The sequence below is a fragment of the Devosia oryzisoli genome (assembly GCF_014837245.1).
GTDB lineage: Bacteria > Pseudomonadota > Alphaproteobacteria > Rhizobiales > Devosiaceae > Devosia > Devosia oryzisoli.
Genome location: NZ_JACYFU010000004.1, coordinates 336,329 through 360,576 on the forward strand (window position 1 = coordinate 336,329; position 24,248 = coordinate 360,576).

The following is a 24,248-nucleotide window of genomic DNA, read 5'->3' on the forward strand; positions in this document are numbered from 1 at the left end:
TCGTTGTTCGTCAGTTCTTCAAACCGTAGGCTTTGGCGTTCTGAGCACGTGCTGTGCTCCGCTGATGTTGTCGTTCCGGGTTGTCTTTCTCCTTGCTGAAGTACCCCTCCAGCATTCCCGAGCTTTGCGAAAAGCAGAAGCCTTGCCAGGTCTAGCCGCACATTTTTCTTAGCTGAGCGAATTTTCCTATTAATTTCCACGACTTAGCTTTTCTCTTCTACTCAAGAATGTCTCGTGAAGGAGACAAAGTGCGCCGATGCTAAAAATGCCATCTATCTAAATAGCTGCCTATTTTCGCTCGCGGTCTTTTGTACATTCCCTTTTGTTTTCTGGCACTTAGGGGTGACCAGGGCTCGATGGACCGGCTATCCGCTCGCCACGAACATTGACGAATTTTTTGCGAAAAGAGCGGTATCGCTGGGTCGTGTTAGGAGGTCGACATGATCCAACGAGAAGCTTTGCCGCGTCGCAGAAGCAAGATGCGCCGACCACCGCGCGAGGATGGCCGAGTTCAGTTCCTGACGTACCTTCGCCCAGACCTAGTGAGAAAGCTTAAGCACCGGGCGCTTGACCAGAACACATGGACATTCCGCCTGGTCGAGGATCTGCTTACCGAAGCTCTTGCTATGATCGAAGAAGACGAAATGAGCATCACCTTCGAACACATGGAACGGGCGCGCCTCGCGTGGGAGGCGAGGCAACGCGCTCGTGACGCATTGCAAAGTGTGGCCTCGGAGAGCTCTCATCTCAACCAATCCAGTGAAAAGCGGTCTGACGGCGCTGCTCAAGATTGATGCGTACCAGGCTCTCGTCAGTGATCGGAGCGCGATAGTCGATGATGACGAGCCCTGCACAGACCATGGCGAGAGTGTAGTCTACCCAGCGCTCAGGTTCCTCAACCAGCGTCTCTTCAAGATCTCCCAGCCGAATACCTGCTGGGTGTGCTCGTAGCCTTCCGAGGAGCTTGACGGAAAACAGAGGCGGCAGGTTTGTTTCGCGACAGGCCCAGATCGTTCGGGCAGTGGTCTTAGCAGGATCGCTCAAAATGCTGGCGCGGTCGATCGCAAGTCCCACGCGACAGCCATGCGGGGGATCGAAGGTGCAGTTGATTGCTTCAGTCAAAGCAATTGCGCACCGCTTGTTATGGATGACAACGGCAAACGAGAAATAGGTATCTGGCGGGCAGTGCTCGGGCCGAACCAGTGGCTCAATTGAGCTTACCTCAGGGTCGAGTGACGCCTGGATCAGCGCGTCGCGCGCACTTCGCTGTGTGTACTGGATCGGGGTGGCGCATTTAACGCTCATAAAGCCCCGGCTGTTCTGCAACCGGTTCGCTGCTGTCGCAGAATAAGGAAGGACGATGCCTGACATGGACGGTCTTTCGAAAAGGCTGGGCGTATCGAATTCCACAGCACTGATTTTCAGAACGACCGTATTCCTGGGTCGCCACCAAAGTGTGTCATGATGGCCAAACCGTCAACACAGTCGAGGCAAGTTTCAGATATCTAGGTTTCTAGATTGCTAAGGCGGTCACAATCATCGTCGCTGCCGACGGCTTGACTTTGTTCTTATTATGTTCTTGTATTCTCCGTATGGAAGCCTGCCGATAGCGAGTTCGCTTAGCCGCCTCCTCAGACACCAATCAGCATGATGCACCGGACAGTTCGGGGTCAGAGGATATTATGGCACAAAGTGGCACGCGCGCTCTGTCAGAGCGCAAGAATGTAGCTTATCGGCTCGCGAGACAGATGCTGGACTGCTTGCTCCGCGCCACTGCGGAAAAGTTCAGGCTCGGTGATCTCGACGATCTTGATTTTGCGCCACCGCCAGCAAACAAGGTCGTGCCAAAGTTGCCGGCCGACAAAGCGGCCTACGCTATCAGGTTGGCATACTGTCTGGCACCGCACTTTCCAACTCTGAAGGAGCTGGTGGCAACGAAGGCATTCGTGACCATCACGAGCGCTGAGGGCGACGAGGGGGCAGTTATCGGGAAGGTCTTGGCCGAAATCGCTGCCAAGGATGCTGGCGGCATGGCACTCAATCCAACCTATCCACTGAACAGGCACAATCGCTTCATCGTTCTCGCCGACGGGACCGTCTTCTTTACTCCTGACGACCTGCGGGCAATCGCTGCCGCGGGGATGCTCGGTTATCCTGTTTTCTGTGTGATCCCCTCGGCCACCGAACTTCCCGAGAGTCTCACTGGTGTGGATCTGACCCTCAACCTTCCTGGTCTCACGCCTGAAATGCTCGAACTGTTGTTTGAGGTCTGTCACGATCAGATGCCGGCCGGCGTTCTGCAGTTTACCGGCGCCACCAAACTCAAAACAGTAGATTTGATTGCTCATATGCGGCGGGCACGTCCGGCCGCAGTTTGCCTGGACGGCCTGCAGCAGCTTGCACGGGCGAGAACTACTTTGCCGGCTTTAGACGTCATTGAGCTCAAGGATCTTGAGGGCTATGGCGAAGCGAAAGTTTGGGGGCTAGAGCTTGCCGAAGACCTGAAGCTATGGCGCGCGGGCCATCTCAGCTGGCAAGAAGTCGATCATCGTTCGGTTATTTTGGCGGGACCGCCAGGTACTGGGAAGACTTCATTCGCGGGGATACTGGCCGCAAGCCTACAGGTATCCCTGGTCACCACAAGCGTCGCGGAATGGAACTCATCAGACCATTTGTCGGGTACGCTGAAACGTATGCAAGCTGTTTTCGCTGAGGCAAAGGCAAAGGCTCCCTGTGTTCTGTTCATCGATGAGCTCGATGGAATCTCGAGCCGTTCTTCGATTTCGGGTCGTTACAGCGAGTACTGGACGCAAATCGTCAATCGGATGCTCGAGCTCGTGACGGACGCCTTGCGGGTTGAGGGCTTGATCATTGTTGGTGCTACCAATCATGTTGACCGGATTGACCCTGCACTGCGGCGCTCTGGGCGTCTAGACCAAGTGATATTTATCGAGTTGCCCGATGCGGCGGCCATCGCGCGTATTCTACAACGCTATGCTGGGCCCGTCTTCCCTTTCAGCCAACTGGAAGCATTGGCGCCTCGGCTCCTTGGATCGTCGGGTGCTGATATCGAGCGCCTGGTGCGAACGGCCAAGGCTACGGCGCGAAGAGCAGGACGGATGTTCTCGATCAGCGATCTAAACTCCGAGGTGCCCGACACGTTGGAGGGCGTGTTGCCCTCCACTCGTCGCAGAATAGCCATATACCGCAATGGGCAAAGGCTTGTCGCTCAAATCCTAGGGCTGGCCGACATGATGGTTGAAGGACAAAACCTGGACCTGCGCCAGCTTTTGGCAAAGGGGTTATCCAATGAAAGGTTTCCCACCGAACAGGTTTGCAGCGACGTTCTGGCGGTGGCCTTGGCTGGAAGGGCCGCCGAAGAGATCGTTTTTGGCGATGTTTCGGTGTTTGGTGCGGGAACCCCCCAATCCGATCTCGCAGCAGCAACTGCGATCGCAATGGAAATGGAAACAAGAGCAGGGTTCGGTGAAATGGGACTGATTTACCTGGATGACATCACCTTATCATCAACTCTCTCTGCCAGTGTGGTCGGGGGCGTGCGGCGACGTCTGGAGAGTGCGCTCTCGCGGGCTACTGCTTTGTTGCTGGAAAACTTGGAGGAGCTGGAGGCGCATAAGCGGGCTTCAGCCAACACCCAACTCAGACTGTTGAATTGAGGACAGTGCAGCTTCCGACAGAATTGCGCTTCGCTTTCTGACAGGAACACGGAAATCGGCGGTTGAGCCGATCCCTCATCTCATGGCAGCACTTCACGCCTTACGGCCCAGTCCATTGTCCTTCGCCAGTTTCGAGCGGGTGGCCGAGTAGCTGGGGGCAACCATGGGGTAATCTGCCGGAAGGCCCCACTTCTCGCGATATTCTTCGGGCGAGAGATTGTAGTGGGTGCGCAGGTGCCGCTTGAGAGATTTGAATTTCTTTCCGTCCTCAAGGCAAACGATATAGTCTGGCGCCACCGACTTCTTGACCGGCACGGCAGGTTTGAGTTCCTCAACGGGAGCCGGAGCTTCGTGGTCGTGCAGCGCTTGGAGCGCACCATGTACGTCGGAAATCAGCCGCAGGAGATCGCCGGAGCTGACAGAGTTGTGGGCGACAAAGGCGGAAACGATCTCAGTGCTCAGCTCGAGCAGATCGGCGCCTTGGCCAATAATCTGTCCAGTATTGTCGTTCATCTAAAAGAGGGCCTTTCGCTGTACATTACTCCGACCAAACCGGACGGCCTCGCTCTGTAAAATTCTTCTCGAACTTGCGCAAGAGGAGCAAGGCTGGCGAAAGAATCGGAGTTCGGCGGGGAGTGGGAGCGGCTGCTTGGTGGGATGGCTCTTTGCGAACTTCAGAACGCAGTCGACCTCAGCGACCGCCAATGCTGGCATCGCCAACACTCGCTTCTCAGGGGCACGACCCAGCTTTGTCTCCGCGTTGGCCCCGTGTACGGCAGCATAAGTGCTTTGGGACGCTGAAGGTAAAGACAGTGATAAAAAGAGAGGCCAACTCCACTGCCACTAAACCGCCACTTTGGCTCGCCGTCATTCTTCCCGCATCGCCAGCCGTAGCTGGTCAACCAGCGGCTGGAGGATATAGGACAGAACCGTTCGGTCTCCGAGCTGCACATAGGACTGTACAGGCATCCCAGGAACAAGCTCGGTACCGGGCGGCAAACGTTTCACTTGGTCATCAGGCAGGGTGATTCTGGCAGAATAAAATTGCGCTCCAGTGGCGGCGTCACGGCTGGCATCAGGTGCGATTTGATCGACAGAGGCGAAAAGTTCTGGTGTTTTGCGAGGGTTCAAGCCTGGAAGACGGAGCACCACCTCCTGTCCTGCAACAACCTTGTCTATGTCGATAGGATCGACGCGAACGTTCGCCACCAGCGGCTCATCGGATGGCACGACCAGCATTAGCGTCTCGCCGGCCGCCGCCACGCCCCCAACCGTGTGAAGAACGGACTCGTGCACAGTGCCGCTCTGCGGCGCACGTATTTCAGTGCGTGTTAGCCTATCTTCTTCGGCGATTTTTCTTTGTCCCGCTTCGGCGATCACTTGCCGGACGTCCTGAAGCTCGGCCAAGGCGTCCGTCAGGTATTCGTCCTTCACCTGTTCGATCTGAAGGGCTCGCTCGGAGGCGCTGGCCTGCCCTTGGGCAATTGCGGAAACGACCTGCCCGAGCTGTCCCTTGACGTTGGCCATTTCCTTGTCCAATGCCGTTCCTCGGCTCAGGGCCACCAGTCGATCCTCGTAAAGCGTGTCGAAGTCAGCGATCTCGGATTTTAAGATTTGAAGTTGATCCTCGAGAGCTTCTTGCTGGGTCTTTAGGCCCTCCGACTGACGCTGCAATTGGTTGATTTGCTCATTCAGCTGCTCAATGCGACCTGCTCGCGTTGCGCGCCGAACGGACAGCGCTCGCTGCTCCAGTGTCAGAAGAGCGTCCATCTCACCTGCCGAGAAATTAGCGACAGCCGCGTCAGACAGCTTGATGGTCTCCTTGCCTTCAATCTGAGCAGCGAGGCGTCCTTCTCGGGCGAAAGCCTGCTTGAGCTGAGAGTTTATGATCGCCAAATTAGCGGCGATGGCAGTTTGGTCGAGAATTGCAAGCAATTGCCCAGCTTCGACATGCTCATCATTTCGCACCAAAATGTTGGAAACGATTCCGCCCTCGGAATGCTGGACGCGCTTTGCATTGTCCTGCACGACCAAGGTGCCTGGAGCAACAATCGCGCCTGAAATGTGTGTCGTTGCGGCCCAACCGATAAGTGCACCAAAGACAGCCACAGTGGCCCCTATGGCCAACAAGCCGTGGCGGCGCAGACTTGGAAGGTCGCCAGAACTGACTTCTGCGTTCAAACTCACACTCATGCCCCCGACGCCTTTATTGGATGCACATTGCTCGACGGCTGGGTGATCTGCTTGAGCACTTCCGCTTTAGGCCCAAACGCCATCTGGCGCCCGTTCTGCATGAACAGGACCTTGTCCACTGCCGCTATGGCACTTGGGCGATGGGCCACCACGACGACGATGCCGCCGCGATCGCGAACTTGTTGTATCGCGGCTGACAGCGCGGCCTCACCTTCAGCATCGAGGTTAGAATTTGGTTCGTCCAAGAGGACAAGAAAAGGCTCACCGCAAAGCGCTCGAGCCAAGCCGATCCGCTGCCGCTGTCCAGCGCTCAGAAGATCGCCTTGCTCGCCTACCTGGCTGTTGTAACCGTCGGGGAGGCCATTTATCAGCTCATGGACACCAGCGGCTTGTGCCGCTGCAATTATGGTGTCGCCTGTCGTGCCGGGTCTAAAGCGACTGATGTTTTCTGCAACTGTACCGTCGAACAGATCCACCCTTTGCGGAAGAAAGCCGATCATTTCCCCGATCTGGTCCGGACGGAAGTGCGTCAACAAAGCGCCATCGAACCGAGCGTCGCCTGAAAGAGTTGGCCAGACCCCGACTATCGCGCGCAATAAAGAGGATTTACCGGCTCCGGATGGCCCGAGCACGCCCAGCGCTTCGCCACCGCTCAGCTCGAAGCTGATGCCGCTTACAACAGGCTTGCCCAGGCCTGCAGGAGCGCTGGAAAGCCCTTTTAAGGACAGCCTTTGAGAGGGTAGCGGTAAGCCAACTTCTCGGGCTGGCGCCGTGTTCACCAACAGCACCTTTTTGATCCGCGCCCACGCTTGTCTGGCGCCGACGAATGCCCGCCATTGCCCCACGATCTGTTCGACCGGGGCAATGGCGCGGGAGGTGACGACCGAGGCCGCGATCATCAGTCCCGACGTCATCTGTCCCTCTATAACAAGGTAGGCACCAAGCGCCAGCACCGCGGATTGAAGGAAGAACCGGAGCGCTTTGGTGGAAGAAGAGAACAATGCTGCCCGGTCGCCACCCTTCAACTGTGCTCGCTGCATGCGCCTCGTGTGAACCTGCCACCGCTCAGACAAGTCGTGCGCCATTCCCATGGCCACGACAGTCTCCGCGTTAGCGCGAACGTCATCGCTCTGGCGTTGGCGAGAAGATTGGTGGACGACCGCATCCTTCGTGGGTGCTCGAGATGTCGCTTCATTCACCACCATGAGCACAGTGATGACCAAGCATCCGGCGACGGCTAGCCAGCCGAGCCAAGCGTGGAACAAAAACACGAGCCCGAGGTAGATCGGCATCCAAGGCAAATCCAGAAGCGCCATCGGCGCGGGACTGGCAAGAAACTGCCGAAGGGTGTCTCCGTCCCGTATGGGATCTGCTTTTTGAGCTTGAGGTGCGAGACGGAATTGAACAGATGCGTTGAACAAAGGCCTTGCCAGGCGCGCGTCCATCACGTTCGCAAACCGTGCCCCCATGCGGCTTCGGACGGCATCGAGAAAACCATAAAACGCGTACAGACCAGCGATCAAAGTAGTCAAAACGACAAGCGTAGGGACTGAACGGCTCGCCAGCACACGGTCGTAGACCTGAAGCATGAACAGGGGGCCCGTTAGCATCAACAGGTTTGAGACAAGGCTGGTAATCACCAGTGCGCTGACGGGTCCCGCAGCGGACGAAGAAGTGACAGCGGGCTGGGATGCCCGCTGCGCAGGTACATTGTCGGCTTGCATGGTAGCTAGACGAACCGGAAGTCAGACGCGGAAAGCTCACTTAATGAGACGCCATGCAGGATGAACTGGCTTCCATCATCGAAGTTAAGCCAGGCATTCCCACCCCACTCCTCGGCGTCCGCCATTAGGCCTGCGAAGTCCAAAGAGCCTTGATCGTGGATCTCCAGCACATCGGCCCCCGCGGCGAAGTCAGCTATTCCATCTTCGCCGAAACCTGCAGTGAAAATGAAAGTATCGGCTCCATCACCACCCACCAGCCAATCGTCTCCAGCACCACCTTCAATTATATCATTTCCCCCTTCGCCAGACAAAATGTCATCACCAGCGTAGCCGAAAATACCGTCCGCACCATCATCGCCATATAGTTCATCGGCTTGGGCCGTTCCTATGAAGGTGTCCGCTGCAGATGTCCCCGACATCGTCAGGCCACCGGCGCTGTTCCCGAAGAGAAACAGGAAAACATCGTCCTTGGTCCAGACGTTGCCATAGCTGTCCTCGATGGTTTCGACGCCGAAATCGCCGCCCATGTCGAGGTAATTGTCGATCAGAATCGATCCGTCGTCGCCGGAGCCGGCTGACGATTCGAATATTTCGATCAGCAAGTCCTTGCCCTGAGCGTGAAGGTAGGTGTCGGTCAGACCGTTGACACCAACCACCTGAAGGAGATCAGCCGCCCCTTCCGCCGACCCTTCAACGATACCGTCATTCCCGTCACCACGGGCATATACGTAGAGATCATCTGCTCCACCACCACGCAAGATATTATTTCCTACGTTACCGACTAAAGTATTTTTGGTATCGTTTCCCGTTGCATCAATATTTCCAGAACCGCTCAGAGTTACATCCTCAACATTGTCTGGGAGTTCGAAAGAAACGGAGGATCTCACACCATCGAAGCCTTCATTCGGCTGCTCCACCACCGCATCAGATGCTTCATCCACAACATACTCATCATTGCCGTTGCCCCCAGTGAATGTATCAGCACCTGGCCCGCCATCCAACCAGTCATCTCCCACGCCACCAATTAGGTTATCCACACCAGCGGAACCGGTGACGACCAGTCCTTTTGCGCGACCAGCGTTTGTGAGGTCGTCCGTCTGCCCCAGACCCAGACTTCCTCCTGCATAGTCAGGTCCAGTGTCGAACAACACGTCTCCACCCCAGTAGCTTTTATACGACGGCGTGGGCGTGCTCGCGTCAAATACGGTACCGAAGAGGCTATCTCTAAAGCCAAAGAAGGTGCCGTAGATTCTTTGGTACTCGCCACTTTGAACGAGCGAGCCGTTCTCAAAGGCGAAATCGCCAGACAACTCGACGAGGCCAGAAGCACTATCCGGGACATAATATAAACCACCCCCAGCGTCGTAGCCAAAATATTCGTGATAAGCATCTGTGCCCAGATACTCATGCGGCGCAATCACGCCGTAGCTCGCGCTTCCGAGCATTTGCCCGTCTAGCTTGATGTGGTCGTTCTCGTCGGGATTCAATATCAATACCAGAGTGTTGGTCTGGGCAGCGCCACCAAATATTAAGTTTAAATCCAGATTTATAAGATCACTTTCTGTAAGGGTCTCGTCATACAGGAACCCGACTTGAAAATCCGCTTCAGATGAAAGATCGATGGTATCAGACCCCGCCCCTCCCCAAAAGACTACCTTGCATCCGGCAGATATTATCAACTCATCGTCACCATCGCCTCCCGAAACGGCGGTAGGACCAAACGATTCCTCGTGGAAGTAATTCTCCCTCTCAACTCGAAAGGTGTCATTACCTCCGTTTCCCCTAGCAATACTGCCCGACGCCGAAAGAGTGAAAATATCGTCTTCTTCACTGCCAATAAGATGTGTGCCATTTTTGGCAAAACGAGCCAAATAGTGAGCTAGCTCCGCCACGTCCTGGGAGATCATGCCCCCCTGAGCGTCTCCATAGACGATAGGCCTCAGGAAGTCGTCGAGGTATCTCGTTGTGCCATCGCTGAAAAGTCGGTCGAGGAGAGGGACGCCCTTTAGGGCCATGTCCCAAATCGGGCTTGTCCAAGTCTGCGCTTCTGCCGCGTCAGCAAGAAAATCGTCGATGTCGTAGGACACAGGGGTTGGTATGTATTCGTCGAAAAAAAGATTCACGGTCCGCCCAATACCCGATGGGTCCATCCAGTTTTCTAGCGCAGGGTTGACAGCATTCGAAAGCGCAGAGCCAACGAAGTCAAAATTTTCTTGTACACTATAGTCGGGCTCGACGAACAAATCATCTACATGGAGGGTTCCATCTTGTTCTACTATAAAACGCGCACCTTCGTTTATTCTAAACGCCGTAGTATTATATATAAGAGCTCGTTCCGCGTAGTCCTCAGCGCCGTCCGACACCAAAGACTGGTAAATCTTTAGTTGGTCGTAATTGTTACCCATACCAAAAAGCTGTGCCAGCGCCGACAATGAATAAGATCCCGGAGAGAGGGCCTGTCCGGAGCTCCCGAAAAACAGACGTATAATCTCAAATTCGCTTGCAACCGCAAACCTACCGGGGCCCGCCATAAATTCGGCCGTGCTAATTTCCAGAGCGGTGGTTTGTCCTGAGCCACGAATTAATGAGCTCGACGTTTTGTCGGGAGGCGATTGCTCCTGGCCGTACAGGAACATGTTGATGATCTTCTTTGAAGTATTACTGAGTTCGCTCATAAGGGATTGATTATCTTTCCACATGGGTCAGTTTGTACAATTGATGTAGTAGTATCAAATTCAATAATTCCACCGTCGGTAGGAACTATCCGTGGAAAGGTAATCTCCACTAGTGGAAGCCGCTCATTCTTCAGCCAACGAGCGAAGTCGAACCGGTCAAAATAATATAGCTCATCTTTCCGGAGTTTGCAGCACTCCGGGTACCTATTTAGAAATTCTTCGACCGTCTGTTCCCGGCGAACTGTCACAATGGAACCGTTCTGTAAATGCAGATCGACATCCCCTACAGCCACCTGAGAGATGACAGCTTTTATGATTTCTTCTTCAGAGAGGGTACGACGAAGCGACTCACATTTAGGAATTTTGTCAGAAATTGCTATGCCTAAAAGTACAAACGTGGACGTGATCGAAGCAAATACGAAAATTAGAGACAAAAAGAAGGTGATACTCCTATTTGTTAACATAAAATCTGCCCGCAGATAAATTAAATCTATATAATTTTACATCGGCCCGTGGGAATGACTACCGTGGGAGAAATCTTCGTCGACGGTTGCATTGAGCCACGAAAAAACAGGAAACGCAATTGTCTATTTTGGACTGGATCTAGAGGCCCGTAGAACCCTCCCCAGCGAGTCACACCCAAGAGCCTTTGGTATGAATGCCTGGGTTGAATGCGGAGGTAAGGCCGCGACGCGGCCTGCAACAGATGTGGAAATGGCAGCGGGTTGGTATGCCCGCTGCACAGATACAAGATTGGCCTGGATGGCAGCTTAGACGAACCGAAAGTCGGACGTGGTGAGATTCTCGACTGCGACGCCGTGCAGGGTAATCTGCCCGCCATCGTCGAAGTGGAGAATGGCGTCGCTACCCCATTGCTCCGCGTCGGCGATCAGCGCCGCGAAATCCAGGGACCCCTGGTTTCGGATTTCGATCATATCAGTGCCAGCCTGGAAGTCACCAATGTCATCTTGCCCAAAGCCGGATGCGAACACGAAGGTGTCATTCCCGCTCCCGCCGTACAGCAGGTCGCTTCCGCCAGCACCCTCGATGACATCATTGCCATTGCCGCCGTTGAACTCATCGTGCTGAGCAGTACCGAGCAAGGTGTCCGCTGCAGATGTCCCAGTCATCGTCAGGCCACCGGAGCTGTTCCCGTAGAGGAACAGGAAAATATCGTCCTTGGTCCAGACGTTGCCATAGCTGTCCTCGATGGTTTCGACGCCATAGTCACCGCTCATATCGAGATAACTGTCGATCAGGATAGATCCGCCGTCACCGGCTCCAGCCGATGATTCATAGATCTCGATCAGCAGGTCCTTACCCTGAGCATGAAGGTAGGTGTCCGTAAGACCGTTGACGCCGTTCACCTGCAGGAGATCAGCTGATCCTTCCGCCGCCCCTTCATAGATGACGTCGTTCCCGTCACCACGGGTGTAGATGAACGTGTCATTGCCACTACCGCCGGAAATGTCGTCATCGTCGCCCCCGCCGATTAATTCGTCAGACCCAGCCCCACCCACCATGGTGTCTTGGCCGGTGTGCCCATATAGGTAGTCATCGCCGTCGCCACCGTTCATGGTGTCGGCGCCGTAGTCCCCCCACAGCTCATCATCACCCGACTCCCCGTAGAAGGTGTTGCTCGCTCCGTATCCAACGAGTTTATCGTCGCCGGCAGCGCCAAAAACGGTCATATAATCGTCATCGACCTCGATGATATCGGCATACATTGATGCATGGATGATTTCGACACTGTCGAAAGTGTCGCCGTGCGCATCTCCCGTGTTGAGGCCAGGGTCCTGGTAGAGCTTGAGGATAATTGCTGCAGAGGCGCTTTGATAGGTCACAGCATCAATGCCGTTACCACCGAAGAACGCATCGGCACCCACGCCGCCATCTAGGACATCATTTCCGTCCCCAGCGTAAAGTTCATCATCCCCTGCCCCACCAATGAGAGCATCGTCCCCAGTGTAGCCGAATAGGAAGTCGCTTCCTGAACCGCCATCAAGATGGTCGGCACCGAAGTCGCCCCAGAGCTCGTCGTCGCCCTCCTCGCCAAAGAACGTGTTCTCGTTCCCAGATCCATAGATCTCGTCGTCACCCGCCCCTCCGTAGATGGTTGGGAAATCTCCGACGACTGATATGAGATCTGCGAAGGCAGAGCCTACCACGATTTCAATGCTTTCGAAGGTGTCGCCCTGCGCGTCGCCACCATTCAGAGATGAGTGCTGGTCAAACTTTAGGACTATGCCCGCTGAAGCATCGGCATAACTGACGGTATCGTTGCCGGTGCCGCCATTAAGTTGGTCACCGCCGGCCCCCCCAACAAGCACGTCGTTGCCGTCACCTCCCATCAGAGTGTCGTCCCCTTCAGCCCCGGTGAGAGTGTTGGAGCCGGTATTCCCGGTGATGAAGTTGTCCAGTTCGTTCCCGGTGCCGTTGATGTCTCCGGTCCCAACCAGCTCAAGGTTTTCGACATTGGCGGTGAGCACATAGTTGATGGAGGACAACACTGTGTCGTTCCCCTCGTCCTGCTCTTCGACGACAAGGTCGCCAGAGTCGTCGACAACGTAAATCTCGTTGCCAGCACCGCCTGACATCGTGTCGGCTCCGACCCCACCGTCTATGGAGTCATCGCCATGTCCACCGCTCAGTGCATTGTTGCCGTCGTTACCATTGATGACGTTATCCAGAGAGTTTCCGGTTCCGCTTATGTTGGACGTACCCAGCAGGGTGAGGTTTTCGACGTTAGCTGCCAAGGTAAAGCTTGCTGCAGTTAAGACAGCGTCGTTCCCTTCGCCAGAAGCCTCCACGACCACGTCTGCAGCGTTATCGACATAATATGTGTCGTCCCCGGTTCCACCAACCATCGTGTCAACGCCATCGCCTCCGTCCAGGGAGTCGTCACCTGCACTTGCCACAAGGGTATTGGCGCCTGTGTTCCCGACCAGAACGTTAGCAAGACCGTTCCCGGTGCCGTTGACGCTGGCGCTGCCGATAAGTGTCAAGTTCTCAACGTAGGTGCCAAGGGCATAAGTGATGCTCGAACGGACCGTGTCCTTCCCGCCCCCGGCATATTCCACGACGGTGTCGCCCAGATCGTCGACGACGTAAGTGTCGTCTTTGTCCCCGCCGACCATCCAGTCGGCTCCGGTTCCACCGTCGAGGACATCATTGCCATCGTAGCCGTGGATGCTGTCATCCCCTTCGCCACCGTGCAATATGTCGTTTCCAGCATGGCCGTAGAGCGTGTCTTCGCCCTCCTCACCGTTAATCTCTGCCTCTGACCCAACGACCGTGAGGATGTCATCGCCCGCACCGCCGTCGATCCGGGCGCCGTCGCCAATGAAGATGAGTTCATCGTCGAACGTGCTGCCGCGCAGCCCTTCAATCGAGCAATAAACGTCACCAGCCGCCTCTCCAGTGTTGCTTGCAATGTCCCCGGTGTGGACACGGACTGCAGAGATTGAATTCTCATAGGAGGCGATGTCAAACCCTGAACCGCCGTCAAGAAGATCGCTGCCGGCGCCACCGACCAAAACATCATCTCCGTCCGCTCCAGCGATGGAATTGTCGCCGTCGTTACCCGTCAAGCGGTTGTCAAGTTCGTTACCGGTTGCACTGACAGCAGCATCTCCCAACAGCGTTAGGTCTTCAACGTTAGCGCCAAGGGTGTAGGACAGAGATGTGCGGACCAGGTCGGTTCCCCCGCCTGGCAATTCAACTACTGCATCACCAGCATTATCGATGACGTAGATATCATTGCCGTCACCGCCGACCATGTAGTCGGCACCGGCCCCACCGTCCAACGTGTCATTGCCGCCATTGCCGACCAGCACGTCGTTCCAGCGTCCCCCTACCAGCACATCATCAGCATCAGTGCCAATGACGTTTAGGGACCGCCCATTAGCGTGGGTGGTGGTTACTGAGACAATCGACAGGGTTCCTGACCCATCATCGGTTGCAACGGTCTTAACGGCGCTCCCATCGAACCTAACCGTGACCACCTCTCGGTAGTCGACAGAACCGTCATTGTCTGAGTCCCGATCCAATTGTGTGATGAGGCCATCTGAACTGATGGTTATCACACCGGTCGCGACCACTGCGCTCGAGGAATTTTTGTCCGAGATGAGACCGCGCTGGGAGCCATCGATGCGGATAGTCCAAACTTCCTCATGCTCGAAGCTTCCATTGCCATCATAGTCGCCGCGGACCGTGCGGTTGATCCCATCAGCCGCAGCGTCAATTTCAGTCAGCGCCGCCGTCGTCGCACCGGCCACGACTGCGGATACCCACTTGACTTCACTGGCCGAGGCTGGCTCGTTCCGTGCCGCAGGGCTTGTGCTGACGACCGTCAGGCTGGAACCATCTAGACGCGTGGTGGCTGTTGTCACTTCGTCAAACGTGCCATCGCCATTAACGTCCACGGAACTGGTTTGTACACGCCCATCCGCACTGGTCGTGACCTTCGCGGATTGGACCAGCAATGGGGTGATTACGACGACGGTGCCATCGCTGGCACGAGCGCTGATCTGGTAGATATCGACTGTTTCCTCGGTCGACCCATCCGAATTGTCGTGCCAGCGATGCGTGGTGGACAGATCGAAGGTAAAATCGCCGTCGATATCCTGCTGAGCGGTGCTCTCGCGACCATCCGCCGTTTTTGCCGTCAATGTACGGCTCGTGAGCCCTCCGGTTGCGTTGAAATCCCGGATCTCAACAGTCGAGCTACCATCGACGTGTTGAATCACATCCTTGATCTGGTCGACCGTTCCATCGCCATTGGAGTCGCGGTTGAAGGTCACCATACGCCCGTCGGCACTGGTCGTGTTGGTCGTACGCTCCTGCAGCGTCGTGCCAGCCCCATCGTACTTGGACACGATGACCACAGTTGTTCCGTCCGCGAGAGTCATCGTCTCAGTGGTCTTGGTCCGGTCCGGGCCACCGACACCATCCGGGTCTTCCTGGAGAGTGATGGTGCGACCATCGGCACTGGTTGTCACGATCGTCTGGGAAAGCGGCGCGCCACCAAATGTGGTGTTCGTTTCCGTTTCAGTGGTCGATCCGTCGGCGTTTCTGACGATGATGCGAACCGACACCTCGTCCACAGTGCCGTCGCCATTGGTGTCCCATTCACGCGTTTCGGTCAGACCGTCGGCGCTGCGGGTCACCGCGAATTGCGAGACCATGGTTGCGCCGGAAAAATGCGTCGTCGTTCGCGTCGTCGAGCCATCGCTATTGAAGGTGGTCTCGTCGGTACGGCTGGTTTCCGCCACACCGTCGCCATCCCTGTCCCATTCCGAAGTGATGGTGCGACCGTTCGGGCTCGTGGTGATTACAGCTTGTTCCACCAGTGACCGGCCGTAGCTTGGGTCCGCAACGGTCGCGTTGCCACCGCTGAGGTCGAAGCGAGAGATAGTTTTGACACGCTCACCATCGGTGCCGATGACTGAGGATTCGACGGTCTCGCTTTCAGCCAGGCCATTGCCATCGGCGTCAAACTGCGTCGTCCGCACCAGTCCGTCGGCAGACTCGAGCACATACTTTCCGCCCGCTGTTCCGAGTTCTCTGCCAGAGGCAGAAACGACCGTGCCGTCCATATAGGACGTGAGAACCGAGCCGTCGGCACGACTGACCTTCAACACCGTCTGGTCGACATTGCCGTCGCCATCTATGTCGGTGGTGGTGCGGACCATTGTGCCGTCGCCGCTGACGCTGGAAACTGTTCGATCGTTGAGGGACCCGTCGCCCTTCCGGTTCTCCACCACCCGCGTGGTCGTGCCGTCGGTCGCAACAGAGGTCACTTCGTTGCGCGTGCGAGTCGTGCCGCTGCCGAGCGCTTCGAAGGTGCTCTCAATGGTAAGACCGTCTCCACTTGTTACGGTGGTGGTTTTACCCTCCACGACATTGCCGGCCTTGTAGTGGGTTTCGACACGGCTGCGAGACCCATCGAGATTCAGCGTCGTCACGTCGGTCGTCTTGCGATCGATCGTGGCATTGCCGTCGAGATCGGTTTCGACCGTAATGGACAGTCCATTGGCGCTCACGGTGCGGACCGACCGCGATTCCAACGTGGAGCCATCGAAGGTCTCGTTTTCAGTGGTCACCGATCCATCGGCATTGGTGACTGTCTCGATCGTCTTGTCGGTCACGCCATCGCCGTCAAGGTCGATTGTCGTCGTAGCGGAGAGGCCATCTCCACTGATGGTCGTGACGCTCTGTCGAACGAGCGTATCATCGCCGCTCCGCGTCGTGGCAGTTATCGTCCGCGAGCCGTCGGCACTGAGAACGGTCGTCTCAGTCTCCTTTATATCTGGAGTGGTGGAGTCGCCCAGATACTTCCACGACGTCTTGCTGAGACCATCATCACTGACCGTGGCGACAAGGCGTCCTGTCTGGACCGTGCCGTCGCCATTGAAGTTGGTCGTGGTGCGTGTCGTCGACCCATTAGCGTTGAAGACCGTGACTTCGGTAACCTGGTTGTCGATCGTGCCGTCACCATCGGCATCACGTTCGGTCTCAATCGCAAGGCCATTCCCGCTGACGACCGTGACGCTGCTGTCGATCTTGTCAGCTGTGGTCGTGCCGATGCCGGCATACCGCGTGGTGGTCGTTTGCGTTGTCCCGTCCGCATTGAGGACCTTGGCTTCGACTTCGGTGCTGTCGAAGTCGCCATCGCCATCAGCGTCGGTCTTTCGGGTGACCACAAGGCCATTGGTGCTGACGGTGGTCACCGTTCGGCCGAGCAGGACCGAGCCGTCCGGGCTATATCCGAGAACGGTTTCAGTGCGTGAACCGTCTGAAGCGGTTGCGCTAGTGGTGACGGTTTCCGGACTTATGTTGGTCCCGACATAGGTCGAGGTCGTGGTGGTTAGGCGGTCAGCGCTTGTCTGTGTTAAGGCCTTTGCTGCCACAGCGAGATTTGCACCCGCATACGTGGTGACGGTCTGGGTCGTTGAACCGTCGCCGTTGAGGACCCTCACACTTGTGAGGGTCTTGTGGGGGCTGGTTTCACCCTGGTTGAATGTTTCGATTGTGCTGCTCAGCCCATCTGCGCTTGTCTGCGTTACGGTGCGCGTGATGTCTGTTGTGTCGGCCCCATCGCGCAGGATCTGGGTCTTTGTCGACGAGCCATCTTGATTGATCAGCGTCGTGGTACGGCGGACGGCGTCCACAACGCCATTCCCGTCTGCATCAAGCTGGGTGGAACGTGTCAATCCGTCACCGCTTGTCGTGGTGATCGTCCTCGACAAGAGGTTCTCGCCGTTAGGCGCGTAGACCTCGGAGGTCTCAACCGTATCGGTACCCACCACAGCGACGATTTGGGTGCGGTCCACCTGTCCATCACCGTCGCTGTCGGTAGACGTGCTCCGGGTCTTGCCGTCCGCGCTCCAGGTCATGATGGTCTGGCTCAACAGATCGTTGTTGCCAGCACGAGTTGTGACCGTGCGTGTCGTCGATCCGTCACCGGCAATCACACGCAAATCGCGAACGAAGCTGTCGGTGTCGCCGTCACCATCTAGGTCAGAACTAACCGTCCGATCCAGACCATCCTCGCTCAGATCGGTCGTCGCGCTGCCGCGCAAGCTATTGTCGTTATTGCGAAGCTCGACGGTCGTTGTAGTGCTGTCATCCAGGTTGCGGACGATGATACTCGACGTTCCCAGATCGACGTCACCGTCACCATCCACGTCGGCTTCTATCGTCTTGTCGCTGGCATCGGCGCTGACCGTCGTCACGGTGCTACCGATCCGGTGAGCCGACGATGTTCCGCTCCCTACATAGCTGGTTACGGTTTCTGTCCGGGTTCCGTCTCCGGCCACCGAAGTACTCTCGATCTGAGAGGCATTGATGACTCCATCGCCAGTGATATCTGCCTGAGTCGTCTTGCTCAAACCATCGGCGCTCGTTGTGGTAATCGTCTCGCCGCGGGTCGATCCATTCGCGTTTAGCGTCTCGACGGTTACGGTGAGGCTTCCATCATTGCCCGTGACCCGCGTCTCGACGCTATCGAACCGTGTTTCGGAACCGGACAGGTCGAAGCTGACTTCGACTGTCTTGCCATCGGCACTGGTCTCCGTCACCTGGCGCCGCTGCAGGATCGTGCCGGACCCGTCATAATCGAGACGAGTCTCTGTAACCTCTCCGCTGCCTGCTACCGACCGCGTCTCAATAACGACCCGGTCATTGATGCCATCGCCATCATCATCAAATTCTGTCGTGCGGGTGTTGCCATCGGCGCTTGTGGTGGAGGTCGTCCTATTGGCGGCGCTGCCATCGGCATCACTGCCGGTATTCACGACCGTCGTGGAACCATCACCATTGAGCGTGACGGTCTTGGTAACGACGAACTCCTCTTCCTCGTAGCTTAGCCGCGTATCCGCCACCAGGCCGGTGCTGCCGTCGCTTCGCTTGAAGGTGGAACCGCCGAAAATGGCGGACCCGTCGCTGAAGTTGATACTCTGATTGTTGCTAATCAGGGTGATCTCGGTGATACCGAGCTCTCCCAGCGTCATGAGCGTCGTGGTGCCGTCCGTATTCGCCACCAGCACCTTGAACAGCGACCAGTCTGTGTCCCCTGCATCGAGCTTGCCATTGTTGTTCGTATCGAAAATGGCCAAGAGGGCCTGGAGGTCCGACTTGGACGTGCCATCCCAATCGGTGAAGACAACCTCGCTGCGCTGATCGATGACGCCGTCGTCGTTTCCATCACGAACCAGGACACCGTCCCCTGCACCCGCCCAAGCAGTGCGGTTCAGCTTGCCGTCCCCATCCATGTCGAAGAAGGTGTTACTCGTACCCAACTCCGCGAGCTTTATTCCATCCCCATCTAGGTCCACCAGGATCGGCTTGTCCGAATCCGACCCCCCGCTACCGCCACTGCTGCTGTCACTGTCAGAAGGCGCCGGACGATAGACTACTCGGTCTTCAAATTGATTGGTATCTGGGTTGTAAGTTCGTACGGTTTGCTCATAGAGCGGCTCGCCGCTGCCTTTAGATACGTAGTCGGTAGCCGAAGTTGTCTGCCCAGTGACATTGTTTGTCCAAGTCCCGTCATCATTTCTTGTGTAAGTCAGGCTGTCATAACTGCCGTCCTCATAGGAAGTTCTGGGGGCCGCATTCGCTGGATCGAGGGAACCAGAAGAAAGTTTTGTTGGATCGATTCGGGCGCCCGTCTGAGGATCTTTGGTGATTACGTTGCCATTGGCATCAGTATACTGGACCACCCATTGCGATGTTCCATCGGCCTTCGTCATCTGCTTAAGCAGATCTGACCGCCACACTTTTTCTTGCTCGCGATAGAGATCACTGGAGGATCCGGCATTGAAGATTGCATCATCGGGGCCAAAAGGTCGGTCGATAATGGCATCATAGCCGTTCTGCTGTCGGGCGTTCGCCAAAGTGGCTTCAATTAGGCCTGAATAACCGTTACCGGCCAATGCATCACTGAGGTTAGCAGCAGAGACTGACTGGTTGTGGACGCGCAAGCCGCCCGCCACATACGTGTGCAGCCCCTCGACTTCAAAATTGAATGTCTTCCATCCTTTGATAATATGCGGCGCCTGTGCCAAATTTCCTTCAAAATTGCTATGGTAGACCACGCCCTGTTCAAACAATGAAGATGTCTGGTCCGAATAATGGATCCTCCTTCCTGTTATTGAACACGGCTGACCTTTGTCATTGAATACTATGCCTTCGGAAGCTAAAATCCGCGAAATTGGCAGAAAAAGACCCCCCTCTGTAAGAAACTCATGATGAGGGGTTACAGTAAGACCGTTATCAAGTACGACGAATTCATTGCAGATGTTTTCAAACAGTCTGGACACTCTTGCTGGTACAAGCGACCCGGCTCCTCCAGCACTCTCTGCATCGAACGAAAGGACTATGTCACCAACCTCGACATGTTCAATGCTTTTCGTCGTCCCGTTTTCCAGCAGTATCTGCGTGCCAGGTGCAAAGCAAAAACCTGTCGAAAAAATATCCGTGTTGATCCCACCGGTAGTGAGGATCCCCTTTACTCCGCTTTCGATGTCCCGCACGTACGCATCAACCGCGCTTGTTGTGCCGGTTTCTATCTTATCCAAGGCACCCGGAGTGTAGTATACTCCTCTCCCGGCATACCCCCCGATGATGTCACCGAGTATCGAACCCACAATAACACCTGGAATGCCCAAAGACGCACCAAGCGCACCGCCAATTTGGGAACCAGCAACGCCACCAACGATATCAAACTTCTCTTCTGCCGTAAGATTTCTATCAAAGAGATCCTTCAGCTCCGCCGCATCGAAAATGTAGCCAGGACTATTATGTAAATACCTAACACCATTGAGAATATAACTGCTTGACACCCCGCCTTCGCTCAGGGCCGCGCGTATTGCATCCCCCAGCGCAGACGAGTACGCGCTCGTGAAATCCGCAACTACATCCCCCCAAAGGCCCTCTACTGCCCCGTTATTGTCTTCCGCCATCTTACCCCCCTGTCAAAATTGATTGCCTGTATCCGAAATTTATAGTATAGTACGCTGCAACTCTCTATATTTAAAGCAGCTCATTACATGAATATTTAATCTGGAAGATCGTTAGCACCGGAGTTATTTTAATTATGGCTAACTGCACGACCTGGTTCGGACTTATATTCCTCCTCTCGCTCCTACTGCACTTTTCATTGGGATGGGTTATTCAAAAACTTGGTTTTAGCATGCCAAAAAATCAGCTCAGGAGGTACCAAATCGGACGCTTTTTCTTTTCGTTTATCTTCCTCGTCCTCTTTGGAGCTTTTTATCTGGCGACCGACTTCTGCAAGTAATTATATATTGTCAAAGCGGCAAAACGACATTCTGGCCAATTTCCACCCCCCGCCGCGACAATCCAGTCCGGGTCCCATGAGTGCCGTGCATCAAAAGTTCGTTCGCGCCGCGTTCCAGGCACCATTCTGTTGCTGCGGAGAACAGGAGATGCGCAACCTTTCCGCCCAACAAACTGCGCCGTATGGCAGGCTCAACGAACCACCCAAGGCAGGTTGCGAAGCAACCACCTTCACTCAACATAGCTTCGCCCACAGCCAAGTTTACCAAACCTATTGGCGCACCATTTCGCACTGCTACGAACGCCGCGCCCCCGCTCCCTCGACGTAAAGCCGCAATAACTGCGGACGCAAATTTTTTCTCACAGAACGGGAGATGACGAAACCGGCTCTCAGCGTGCCATGACTTGGCTAGCGCCAAGGTACTGAGTCCGTCGCTAAGCGTCCGAACCCGCCTCACCGTCAGCACGGGTTGATTTGCATCTTCAGTCGACGCCAAGCGGTGCTGCAACATCCGTGGAATTCTCTTGGTAAATATCTGCAGTACAAGGATACTTCCTAGTGAGGCAGTAGAACACCAAACCTTCCGCATTCCAACCAAATTGTTGCCGTGAAGTAAAAATTGTTCTTTCTGCTCAAGCAGACCTCGCTCGGAAAAACGTGACTCTATAAGAACTTTCGAGGGGTTTTTGTGATATCTCTTCACATGCCTCGGGCTCGCGGGTCCGTTGATAATTCAACTGTAACGTCGAGTGCAGACAAACTATTGCATTTGCTGCAAAATAGAGGCGGGCGTCCATCGGAGGAATGGCGGATTATGTTTAGCTAAGCACGCAAAAGAACCATGCGCGTGCTGCGAGATGGACGCCCGGAAAAGCCCTCGCGCCCTTGATGCGGTCGTCATTCACTGACGATGCTTGTTCATGAAGCATCGTCAAGAACCCACAATCGCTGTTCAGCCTGAACGATCAGCTTGAGGCGCTGAGCCAGCATGGTGACCCGATCGAGGTGTTGGAGCGAACAGCAGACTTCGAGTATTTTCGTGGCCGGCTCGTTGGAGGGTTGGGCTATGGCGACAGCAGCAAGGGTGGCCGGCCGCCCTTCGACCCAGTGGCTATGCTCAAGATCCTGATCCTGCAGACCCAGCACAACTTGTCCGGGGCTCGCATGGAGTTCATGATTGATGACCGCTTAAGCTTGATGCGGTTCCTGGGTTCTGGCGTGGTGATCGGACTCCCGATCCAAACATCACCCACCATCGCGGCAGCCGCATGAATAAACGACACATGATGAGCGACAAGTCGAGAAATGCAAGGGTATTGGACTGATGACTATACGAAAAGACACAATTTTTGCAAACGTGTCGGGTTTCTGCCGAATTGTTCGTTTGAAAACCGGATCATTTCTGATTGTTTGTATTTTGTTGGGAGCGTCAGCGATTGATGCTCTCGGCTCCACCACTGACTCACAAAGTTGTTTCTACCCTGAAAAGCTTGAAGCAATCAATAATAGAACGCGCAGCTTGGATGACAATGTGTTTTCGTCCGCTTCTTGGACTGTAGACTGTGATAAGAAAGAGTTGGTTGTGGATATTGTACTTCGGAGGGAAGCGGATCACTACCCAATAGATGCATTCCAAAATGTGGGGAAATTGGTTTTGGATTATACTTGTGAATCTGGATTCTCTTCACTGTACGACAGAGGACTGAATATAGTAGTTAAGATTGAGCGCTCCGACGGCGTCCCAGTATACGATTTCCGGGCTACGTCATGCACATCTGGTGAATAAAACCCTTCGTACAAGTGGGTAAGCGTCTAGGCGGGGCCGTTACTGGCTGAATTTCCATGGCATGAGATCGGCGATCTGGCTGTTTGCAGCCGCTGGCGATGCGCTGCAGGGTATGGTCAGCCAAGCGTGCGGATCGACGCCGTTAATTTTGGCTGTGGTGAGCAGCGTGGCGATTGTCGCCCAGGCCCCCGCCAACACCATCGGAGCCGGCAAAGAGCGCATTCGTGCGCGTACTGTTCTGCGGACGGATTGCACGTTCGACGATGTTGGAGTCGATCTCGATACCACCATCGGCGAGGAAGCGCTCGAGGGCGGCGCGGCGGCTCAGGGTATAGCGGATGGCCTCAGCCAGTTTGGACTTGCCCAACAGGCGCTGCAGCTCCCGGTCCAGCATGGCGTCCAGCTCGATGCGCCCATGGGTCAGGAACAACTCGAGCCCGGCCCGGTATCTGGCAATGTAGCTCAATGCATCCCCGAGCAGCGCTTTTGCCGAAGGCACGGCTGTGATGGTGATCAAGCCCGTCCCTTATCTGCGCCAAGGCTGGTGCTAACTGCTCCCTGCGCACGGCGTTGCGGTCATCGGAGTCTAGGCAAATCGTAGCATCTTGCGCATCGCCTGCGTTCCGTTCTGCGCCTCGCGGCCTGGTTGCAGTCAAACTCGGCGATCATCCGATGAATGAGGCGCATCACTCAAACTGAGACCCGATTGAGTAAGCAAACAGTGCACAAAGCGCGCCGCCGATGGCAGGTAAAAGCCTTAGGGACGCGTAGGATTGAGAAAGCGGGTCAGCGATATTTGACACCCACACCAACGTCACGCTGAAAATGAAAACCGTGGCTGCTCCAGTTACAATCACTGCCGTCTTAAACGTAGGGCTGGGACTGAACGCTAGCCATATTGCCACTGCCAAGGACGGCAACAATCCGACCGATAGCATATCTCGGATGGCGTCCCAGCTCAGCGCTGCCCGCAATCCGTTTGAACTAGTCAAAGTAAAGAACGCAATATGAGCCGCACTCGCTGACACCAACGCCACTAGCATGGTGAAGACGGGTCGATGAAACTTGCTGGCGCGATCCACTTTGGACTCCAAAGCTAGTTATGAAGACCCAAAGGCCTGCCAATTCATTGCACTATCACCCACAACCCGCCAGTTCGCAAACGACCCTGAGGAGCTACCCGGACGTTTTGGGAACCGATGGCTTTGAAGAATGATCGGAGCTATCTGAACGCTCGATTATTGCGCGCTACCGCCCGGCCGCTGCCGACCCCATTGCGGTCGTAGGCCTAGAAAGATTGCTTGCCAAAACCCGACATTCTCCTTCGAGCGGCCACAGCTTCCTTGCCAGCGAAGGCCACTTAAGCAAGATGGAAACAGCATCCTACGT

Annotated in this window: 10 protein-coding genes; 2 read left to right on the forward strand and 8 right to left on the reverse strand. The window is 55.5% G+C overall.

The annotated features are described in order from the left end of the window. Window positions 1-747: 747 nt before the first annotated feature. The gene (locus IC608_RS16095; protein WP_191777624.1) at window positions 748-1,371 is read right to left on the reverse strand and encodes a hypothetical protein; all 624 of its coding nucleotides are present in this window, start codon (window positions 1,369-1,371) and stop codon (window positions 748-750) included. Between the two features lie 311 nt (window positions 1,372-1,682). Between IC608_RS16095 and IC608_RS16100 the strand changes: the two genes are divergently transcribed. After that, window positions 1,683-3,677: an AAA family ATPase gene (locus IC608_RS16100; protein ID WP_191777626.1), complete on the forward strand. Its 1,995-nt coding sequence runs from the start codon at window positions 1,683-1,685 to the stop codon at window positions 3,675-3,677. 93 nt (window positions 3,678-3,770) lie between these two features. On the opposite strand, the gene IC608_RS16105 is transcribed toward IC608_RS16100, so the two are convergent. The 5 genes from IC608_RS16105 to IC608_RS16125 all read right to left on the reverse strand — a co-directional run bounded on the left by IC608_RS16105 (window position 3,771) and on the right by IC608_RS16125 (window position 20,735). Next, window positions 3,771-4,190, reverse strand: coding sequence for a Ros/MucR family transcriptional regulator (locus tag IC608_RS16105; protein WP_191777628.1), 420 nt, complete (start codon window positions 4,188-4,190; stop codon window positions 3,771-3,773). A 354-nt stretch (window positions 4,191-4,544) separates the two neighbouring features. Further along, window positions 4,545-5,858 (reverse strand): HlyD family type I secretion periplasmic adaptor subunit, encoded by a 1,314-nt coding sequence (locus IC608_RS16110; RefSeq protein ID WP_191777630.1) that lies wholly within the window; start codon window positions 5,856-5,858, stop codon window positions 4,545-4,547. 8 nt (window positions 5,859-5,866) lie between these two features. Continuing rightward, a complete protein-coding gene (locus IC608_RS16115) occupies window positions 5,867-7,594 on the reverse strand; it encodes a type I secretion system permease/ATPase (protein ID WP_191777632.1) in 1,728 nt (575 codons plus the stop codon). Between the two features lie 5 nt (window positions 7,595-7,599). Further along, window positions 7,600-10,269 carry a calcium-binding protein gene (locus IC608_RS16120; RefSeq protein WP_191777634.1) on the reverse strand — a complete coding sequence of 890 codons (2,670 nt, stop codon included), beginning with the start codon at window positions 10,267-10,269 and terminating at the stop codon, window positions 7,600-7,602. A gap of 770 nt (window positions 10,270-11,039) precedes the next feature. After that, a complete protein-coding gene (locus IC608_RS16125) occupies window positions 11,040-20,735 on the reverse strand; it encodes a hypothetical protein (protein ID WP_191777636.1) in 9,696 nt (3,231 codons plus the stop codon). 1,343 nt (window positions 20,736-22,078) lie between these two features. On the opposite strand from IC608_RS16125, the gene IC608_RS18675 reads away from it, so the two are divergent. Continuing rightward, window positions 22,079-22,345 carry a transposase gene (locus tag IC608_RS18675; protein WP_486813319.1) on the forward strand — a complete coding sequence of 89 codons (267 nt, stop codon included), beginning with the start codon at window positions 22,079-22,081 and terminating at the stop codon, window positions 22,343-22,345. A gap of 553 nt (window positions 22,346-22,898) precedes the next feature. Here the strand turns inward: IC608_RS18675 and IC608_RS18650 are convergent. Together IC608_RS18650 and IC608_RS18655 are read right to left on the reverse strand one after the other, a co-directional pair. Continuing rightward, complete coding sequence (locus tag IC608_RS18650; protein WP_428056054.1) at window positions 22,899-23,081, reverse strand: transposase domain-containing protein; 183 nt, start codon at window positions 23,079-23,081, stop codon at window positions 22,899-22,901. After that, entirely contained in the window at window positions 23,002-23,376 is a 375-nt protein-coding gene (locus IC608_RS18655) for an IS66 family transposase (RefSeq protein WP_191777640.1), read from the reverse strand. Before IC608_RS18655 ends, IC608_RS18650 begins: the two co-directional genes overlap by 80 nt. Window positions 23,377-24,248 lie beyond the last annotated feature (872 nt).